Here is a 7,754-nt window from a genome sequence, read left to right as displayed (position 1 = left end):
CGAAGCCTTCCTTGGAGCCCAAGGTGGCGACCACCTGGGTATCCGGGTTGAGCTTGACGCCGAAGCGGCGGGCATAATAGGCGGCCTGGGCGCGGCGCAGCCCCGGAATGCCCTTGGAGGAGGAATAACGGTGGGTGCGCGGATCCTGCACGACCTCGCACAGCTTGTCGACGATCGACTGGGGAGTCGGAAGGTCAGGGTTTCCCATGCCGAGGTCGATGATATCGGCGCCGCCCGCTCGCGCGCTTGCTTTCAAACGGTTGACCTGTTCGAAAACATAAGGCGGCAAACGCCGGACTTTGTGAAACTCTTCCATTTCATTCCCCATGGAAAGGCGGCTTTCGGGCCGCTGTCGAAGTTCGTTCCGTCTCCCGGCGGCTGCGACACGAACTTCAGAATCGCAACGCCGTATTCATCAGACCCAAGACACGCGGCAAATCTTTGACGGAAAAGCCGCTTAAAGCGCATTATCGGGAAAATCTTGTCTTCCGATCCGTCCGGAAGGCTTTGCTTGCAAATTGCCTGAAAGGCAAGGTCTATTTGGAGATTTCGGAGAGCGTATCAGCGCCGTGCTCGGCGGCCAGGCGGCGCATTTCGGCGGCCTTGGCCTGATATTCGGCTTCCGAGATCGTGCCGGCCTTGCGCCGGGCGGCAAGAGCGGTCAGCTGATGCTGCAGTTCGGCTGCCTGCTCGTCGCTCATCTGGACGTTGGCGGCCGTCAGCGGCGCGCCGAAATTCGGGTAACCGTCCGGCGACTTCGCCAGGCCACCTTCAACCGCATCGCCCTTGGTGGCCGGCATGACGACGGCGGTCGGCGCCGCTCGCTTGGCAGCGGCTGCGGCTTTTTCCTCCGCCGTCAGATTGCATCCGGCCAGGGTCATCGCCGCCGCGGCGCAGATCAATGCGGTGCGGTTGAAGGTTGCGATGCGCCAAATGCCGTTCTTCGTCATGCCTCAAAATCCAGTTCTGACTGCGTCGACTGTTAAATTTGTCGCAGCCACAAAGCAATAGCATGAGCCGGCGCGGGTGGAACTTGTTTTCTCGTTCAATCACGATGTACAACGATTGGATAAAAAGAGTGCTGCCGCCGGAGGAAATGGTGACCGACAGCAAGCAGGAGAATGGCGGCCAGAAGAATGGCGGCAAAGCCGGTTTCGACGCGACCGATCTCGATCCCTATCTGTTGAAGGATCCCGAGACCATGGCGAAGAATTTCGCCCGGGCGCTCGAAAATCTCGGCCAGGCAGCTTCCGCCTGGCTTGCGCCGCGCGAACGCGGCGAGATCAGCGAAACCGCCGTCGATCCGATGACCGACATGGTCAAGACGCTTTCCAAGGTCACCGAATACTGGATTGCCGATCCCCGCCGCACCTTCGAGGCACAGACGCAGTTAATGTCCTCATTCTTCGGCATCTGGATGCGCTCGATGCAGCGTATGCAGGGCGAACCGACTCCCGCCGAGCCGGACACCCGCAAGGACAAGCGCTTCTCCGACGAGGACTGGCAGAAGAACCCGTTCTTCGATTTTCTCCGCCAGGTCTATTTCGTCACATCGGACTGGGCCGAGAAACTGGTGTCGGAGACCGACGGCCTCGACGAGCACACCAAGCACAAGGCCGGCTTCTACGTGAAGCAGATCACGGCAGCACTTTCGCCGAGCAATTTCGTCGCCACCAATCCGCAGCTCTATCGCGAGACGATCGCAACCAGCGGCGAAAACCTGGTGCGGGGAATGAAGATGCTCGCCGAGGATATCGCTGCCGGAAACGGCGATCTTCGCCTGCGCCAGACCGACATGACGAAATTCGCCGTCGGCCGCGACATGGCGCTGACGCCGGGCAAGGTGATCGCCCAGAACGACATCTGCCAGATCATCCAGTACGAGGCCTCGACCGAAACGGTGCTGAAACGGCCGCTGCTGATCTGCCCGCCGTGGATCAACAAGTTCTATATTCTCGACCTCAATCCGCAAAAATCCTTCATCAAATGGTGCGTCGACCAAGGACAGACGGTCTTCGTCATTTCCTGGGTCAACCCGGATGCGCGCCATGCCGAGAAGGACTGGGCTGCCTATGCCCGCGAGGGCATCGATTTCGCGCTGGAGACGATCGAGAAGGCAACCGGCGAGAAGGAGGTCAACGCCGTCGGCTACTGCGTCGGCGGCACGCTTTTGGCGGCGACGCTCGCGCTGCACGCCAAGGAGAAGAACAAGCGCATCAAAACCGCGACGCTCTTCACCACCCAGGTCGATTTCACCCATGCCGGCGATCTCAAGGTCTTCGTCGACGAGGAGCAGCTTGCAGCGCTCGAAGAGCATATGAAGGCGGCCGGCTATCTCGACGGCTCGAAGATGTCGATGGCCTTCAACATGCTGCGCGCTTCCGAGCTGATCTGGCCTTATTTCGTCAACAGCTACCTCAAGGGCCAAGAGCCCCTGCCCTTCGACCTTTTGTTCTGGAACGCCGATTCGACCCGCATGGCGGCGGCAAATCATGCCTTCTACCTGCGCAACTGCTATCTCCGGAACGCGCTGACAAAGAATGAGATGATCCTCGACGGCAAGCCGGTGTCGCTGAGGGACGTGAAGATCCCGATCTATAATCTCGCCACCCGCGAGGATCACATCGCGCCCGCCAAATCGGTCTTCCTCGGCAGCCAGTTTTTCGGCGGCAAGGTGGAGTTCGTGGTCACCGGGTCGGGACATATCGCCGGCGTCGTCAACCCGCCCGACAAGAAGAAGTACCAATTCTGGACGGGCGGCCCCGCCAAGGGCGAATACGAGACCTGGATCGAGCAGGCGACCGAGACGCCGGGATCGTGGTGGCCGCATTGGCGGGCCTGGATCGAAACCCATGACGGCAGGCGTGTGCCCGCGCGCAAACCGGGCGGCGATGCGCTGAACGCGATCGAGGAAGCGCCGGGAAGTTACGTGATGGAACGCGTCTGAGAAAACTTTCCGCATCTCTTTTTGAGACATCGTGAGAAAGAGCAATCCCGCGTAAACAAATTAGAAACCATAATTCGTCATCCTTGCGAAACAGTCGGATGTCGCGAGTGGTCTAAATTCGGCCCATTTGCGCCATTACCGGCCCCGGCGAAGTTTAGTCAGTCAGTGCCGCCGGCCTGCGTAGCGAGTTTGAAAGACGAGTGTAGTATGGCGTTTGCGGTTGGGACGTTCGATGACGTCACCCCTCTTGGCGGATCTGCTTTTCGTTTGCGCAGATCTCGTGGCTTTCTTTACGGCGTCGTCGGCGCCGGATTTCTGACCTCCACATGGCTGATCGCGACCTTGGCGACGATGCATTCGGTGGCCGTGCCGGTTTCTCCGCCTGAACGTTTTACCCAGGTGGCATCGGCGCCGAAGCCCAAACCGGCGACGCCCCACGAACGACTGATCCATGTCGGCAAAGCCGATCGGCTGGCGGCCTTCGATGCCAAGCCGGTCGTCGCCCTGACGGCCGACCTTGTCCAGGCGCATGCGCGCAAGACCAATGCTGCCGCCACCGGTTTGGCGGCGCTTACAAAACACAATCGGCTCGCTCCTGCCGAGCAGCCTGTGGTTGCGGCGATTGCGGACAGCGCCAAATTCCACAAGGATGATGTGGTCACACCGCCGCCCGTCGAGGTGGCTTCGGCAGAGACGGCAGAAGACGACGGCGACCGGATCATCGTTCCCTCGAAGGAGGCCGTGGCCGCCGCCGAAGTGCCCGCCCTGCTGGCGCTTGCCGATGCCGGATCCCGGCAGATCTCGCCGCCGCCGGTCGAACCATCAGCATCTCCCGTCAGAACGGCGGCAATTCCTGCCTCGGAACCCGCACCGGTGGTCGTTGCCGCTGCGGATGGCGGGCAGCCTTTCGATCTCGTGCTGACACCGGAGGAAGATTCGGTGCCGTTGCCGATGGCGCGTCCCGACAGTCTCATCGGCAAGCCGGCACCGGCCACCAAGGGTTCGCAGCGCGGCGAGCCTGCCCTTGCCTACGCCCAGCCGAACTCGCCGATCGAAGACGATCAGGACGATGCGGTGCCGCGTTACGACAAGCCGGTCTTCGCGCCGAAGCTGCGCGCCGGTGTGGCGATCTACGACATCGAAAACAGCACGGTCTATCTGCCGAACGGCGAGAGGCTGGAAGCCCATTCCGGCCTCGGCAAGATGCGCGACAACCCGCGTTACGCCAACAAGAAGATGCGCGGGCCGACGCCGCCGCACACCTACGCCCTCACCATGCGTGAAAGCCTTTTCCACGGTGTCGAGGCGTTGCGGCTGACGCCGCTCGAGGGCTCGGATGCCATCTATGACCGTGTCGGCCTGCTCGCCCACACCTACATGCTCGGCAAGAACGGCGATTCCAACGGCTGCGTCTCCTTCAAGGATTACAAGCGCTTCCTCGCCGCCTACAAGCGCGGCGACATCAAGCAGCTCGTCGTCGTGCCGCGGCTGAACAACAAGCCCTCTTCGACGCTCGCCTCGCTGTTTTCGTCGCGCAGCTAAGCGATACGAGCGCGGGCAGCCGCTCGCCCTCGTAGATCCGCTACTTCAACCAGACTGCAATCCGCTCCACTGCCTCTGCAATCTCGGTTTGCGAGCCCGCATAGGACAGACGCAGAGTGCGACGTCCCTCCAGCGGATCGAAGTCGAGACCGGGTGTTGCAGCGACGTCGATTTCCGCCAGCATGCGCTTGGCAAAACCCATGCTGTCATTGGTGAAGCGGGTGACGTCGAGATAGGCATAGAAGGCGCCGTCCATCGGCGAGGCGATCGAAACACCGATCTGCGGCAGGCGCTTCATCAGCAAATCGCGGTTGGCGGCATAGCTCGCCTTATAAAGATCGAGCTCGGCGCCGGCGCCGAGCGCGGCCGTGGCGGCGATCTGGGAGAGTTCGGGCGGAGAGATATAGAGGCTCTGCGCCACCCGCTCGATCGGCCGCACCAGCCGTTCCGGCAGCACCATCCAGCCGATTCGCCAGCCGGTCATACAATAATATTTGGAGAAGGAGTTGATGACGATCGCCTCGTCGGTCAGCTCGAGCGCACTCGCCTCCTCGCCGGCAAAGGTCAGCCCGTGGTAGATTTCATCGGAGATGAAGGCGATGGAATGGGCCTCGCAGTAATCCGCAAGCGCCTTCAGCCCGTCGCGGCCGGTCACCGTGCCGGTCGGATTGGCGGGGCTCGCCAGCAGCACGCCTTTCAGCGTCACGCCGCTTTGCTTCTGCGCCGCCTCGAGGCTCGCAGGGGTGAGTGTGAAGTGGGTGTCGGCGGTTACCGGCACTTCGACCACCTTCAGACCAAGCGCACCGAGGATATTGCGATAGGCGGGATAACCGGGCCTTGCGATCGCCACCGCATCACCGGCATCGAAGAGCGTGAGGAAGGCGAGATTGAAGCCGGCCGAGGAGCCGGTGGTGATGGCGATCCGCGCGGGATCGATCTCCAGGCCATGGCGTTCCCGGTAGTGCCCGGCAAGCGCGGATTTCAGCCGCGCCGTTCCCAGCGCATCGGTATAGCCGATCCGGCCTTCGGCAAGGGCTGCGCGCGCCGCTTCTAAGGCAGCCGCGGGTGCCGGATGCGACGGCTGGCCGACGGCCATCGAGATCACCGGATGGCCGGCTGCGCGCCGTTTCGTCGCCTCCGCCAGCACGTCCATGGCATGAAAAGGCTCGACTTCGCTGCGTTTCGATATGGAAAACAAGATCGCTTCTCGCTCGGCTTCTGCAATGACGGCCTGACAATTGCCGCAATAATCGGCTCATCACAATCCCGCGAGGGCCGCGCGGGGATGAAAATTCCTGTTTGAGCAGAACCCGACGCGCCGTACCTTGACGCGACGCATTCAAGTCCATTAACCCGGCGACGGTCATCTCGATAAGGAGACGACCCCATCGCCGTTGACGAGGATATCATGGCCTTTCTTCCGAAAACCTTCACCGCACTGGCGCTTGCCGCATCGATCGCCCTTCCGTTTCCGGCAGCAGCGCTCGACGACCAGCAGAAGAAGGAGTTCGGCGAATTCATCAAGCAATACCTGATCGAAAATCCCGAGATCATGCTCGATGTCCAGGATGCGCTGCAGAAGAAGCAGGAAGCCCAACGGCTGGTGAAGGCCAATATGGCGATCGAAGAGAACACCGCCGACATCTTCGATTCGAAGAACGACGTCACGCTCGGCAATCCCAAGGGCGACGTCACCGTCGTCGAATTCTTCGATTATAACTGCAGCTACTGCCGTCACGCGCTTCCCGACATGCAGGCAATGCTGAAGAAGGACAAGAATGTCCGTTTCGTGCTGAAGGAATTTCCGATCCTCGGCCCGGATTCGGTCGCCGCCCACAAGGTGGCCGACGCCTTCCGCAAGCTGGCGCCGGAGAAATATGCCGATTTCCACGTCGCCCTTCTCGGCACGGAAGGCCGCGCTTCCGACGAAACGGCGATTGCGGTTGCCGCCTCACTCGGCGTCAGCGAGGACAAGATCCGCGCCGAAATGGCAAAGAGCCCGAATGACGGCATCGTGCAGGCGACCTACCAGCTCGCCTCCAGTCTCGGCATCAGCGGCACGCCGTCCTATGTGATCGGCAACGAACTGGTGCCGGGCGCCGTCGGGCTCGACGATCTCGAAGCCAAGGTCAAGAATATGCGCAGCTGCGGCAAGACCGCCTGCTGAGCAGACCAGCCGCCGGACGGCTGCCCATCAAATCGCCAAAATCGAAGCGTTTCAACCATGTGGACAAATGTGGCGCGATTCCTGCTGGCCAATCCGTAAGGGCTTTCATTCAGCCGTCGCGGAGTCTATAGGTTGCCGTCGTGCATTTTACGGAACATTCGATGACGCAAACGATTTTTGTCCTGAACGGCCCCAACCTGAACATGCTGGGTAAACGAGAGCCCGGCATTTATGGCGGCAAGACGCTGAAGGACATCGAGGCGGACTGCAAGGCCGCCGGCCGCGAACTCGGCTTCGATATCGATTTCCGCCAGAGCAATCACGAAGGCGCGCTTGTGGACTGGTTCCATGAGGCCGACGAAAAGGCTGCCGGCGTTGCCATCAATGCAGGCGCCTACACGCATACATCGGTCGCGCTGCATGATGCGATCCGCGCCATTTCCATTCCCGTCATCGAGCTCCACATATCCAACGTTCATGCACGGGAAGAATTCCGCCACAAGTCGATGATCGCCCCGGCATGCAAGGGCGTGATCTGCGGCTTCGGGCCTCATAGCTACATCCTGGCGCTGCAGGCGCTGAAGAACATCACGGCATAAGAAGAAGACAGGGCAACACGATGGTTGAAAAGAAATCGGGTATCGATCAGGCACTGATCCGCGATCTCGCCAATATCCTCAACGAGACCGATCTGACGGAAATCGAGGTCGAGCAGGACGACCTGCGCATCCGCGTCTCGCGCGCCGGCACCCAGCAATATGTCCAGGCGCCGATCGCAGCGCCGGCCTATGCCGCACCCGCAGCCGCCGCTCCAACAGCAGCAGCAGGCGCTGCACCGGCCGCAGCTCCCGCCCGCAACCCGGCCAATGTCGTCAGTGCACCGATGGTCGGCACCGTCTATATGGCGCCGGCGCCGGGCGCGCGTGCCTTCATCGAAGTCGGCGCGACCGTCAAGGAAGGCCAGACGCTGATCATCATCGAAGCGATGAAGACGATGAACCAGATCCCCTCGCCGAAGTCGGGCAAGGTAACCGAGATCCTCGTCGATGACGGACATCCCGTCGAATACGGCCAAGCCCTCGTCGTCATCGAATAGGC

General features: G+C 61.3%; 8 protein-coding genes. 5 read left to right on the top strand and 3 right to left on the bottom strand.

Annotation, left to right across the window (positions count from 1 at the left end; genetic code table 11):
- Positions 1–316 (bottom strand): aminotransferase class I/II-fold pyridoxal phosphate-dependent enzyme (locus ATY75_RS08215; protein ID WP_143535277.1); only part of this gene is annotated, 316 nt, incomplete at its 3' end.
- Positions 317–536: 220 nt separating this feature from the next.
- Positions 537–950 (bottom strand): hypothetical protein, encoded by a 414-nt coding sequence (locus ATY75_RS08210; RefSeq protein ID WP_088937144.1) that lies wholly within the window; start codon positions 948–950, stop codon positions 537–539.
- A gap of 146 nt (positions 951–1,096) precedes the next feature.
- On the opposite strand from ATY75_RS08210, the gene phaC reads away from it, so the two are divergent.
- Positions 1,097–2,947 carry a class I poly(R)-hydroxyalkanoic acid synthase gene (phaC, locus tag ATY75_RS08205; protein WP_245317549.1) on the top strand — a complete coding sequence of 617 codons (1,851 nt, stop codon included), beginning with the start codon at positions 1,097–1,099 and terminating at the stop codon, positions 2,945–2,947.
- 207 nt (positions 2,948–3,154) lie between these two features.
- On the top strand, positions 3,155–4,489 hold the full coding sequence (locus ATY75_RS08200; protein ID WP_088937142.1) for a DUF2778 domain-containing protein: 1,335 nt from the start codon (positions 3,155–3,157) through the stop codon (positions 4,487–4,489).
- Between the two features lie 40 nt (positions 4,490–4,529).
- On the opposite strand, the gene ATY75_RS08195 is transcribed toward ATY75_RS08200, so the two are convergent.
- Positions 4,530–5,687 carry an aminotransferase class I/II-fold pyridoxal phosphate-dependent enzyme gene (locus ATY75_RS08195; RefSeq protein WP_088937141.1) on the bottom strand — a complete coding sequence of 386 codons (1,158 nt, stop codon included), beginning with the start codon at positions 5,685–5,687 and terminating at the stop codon, positions 4,530–4,532.
- Between the two features lie 210 nt (positions 5,688–5,897).
- Between ATY75_RS08195 and ATY75_RS08190 the strand changes: the two genes are divergently transcribed.
- The 3 genes from ATY75_RS08190 (at position 5,898) to accB (ending at position 7,752) form a co-directional block, all read left to right on the top strand.
- The gene (locus tag ATY75_RS08190; protein ID WP_064838267.1) at positions 5,898–6,656 is read left to right on the top strand and encodes a DsbA family protein; all 759 of its coding nucleotides are present in this window, start codon (positions 5,898–5,900) and stop codon (positions 6,654–6,656) included.
- Positions 6,657–6,817: 161 nt separating this feature from the next.
- Complete coding sequence (gene aroQ, locus ATY75_RS08185; RefSeq protein WP_088937140.1) at positions 6,818–7,255, top strand: type II 3-dehydroquinate dehydratase; 438 nt, start codon at positions 6,818–6,820, stop codon at positions 7,253–7,255.
- Positions 7,256–7,275: 20 nt separating this feature from the next.
- Positions 7,276–7,752: an acetyl-CoA carboxylase biotin carboxyl carrier protein gene (gene accB / locus ATY75_RS08180; protein WP_088937139.1), complete on the top strand. Its 477-nt coding sequence runs from the start codon at positions 7,276–7,278 to the stop codon at positions 7,750–7,752.
- Positions 7,753–7,754 lie beyond the last annotated feature (2 nt).

Source organism: Rhizobium sp. N122, assembly GCF_002211295.1.
GTDB lineage: Bacteria > Pseudomonadota > Alphaproteobacteria > Rhizobiales > Rhizobiaceae > Rhizobium.
This window is presented reverse-complemented; position numbering and strand designations above follow the sequence as displayed.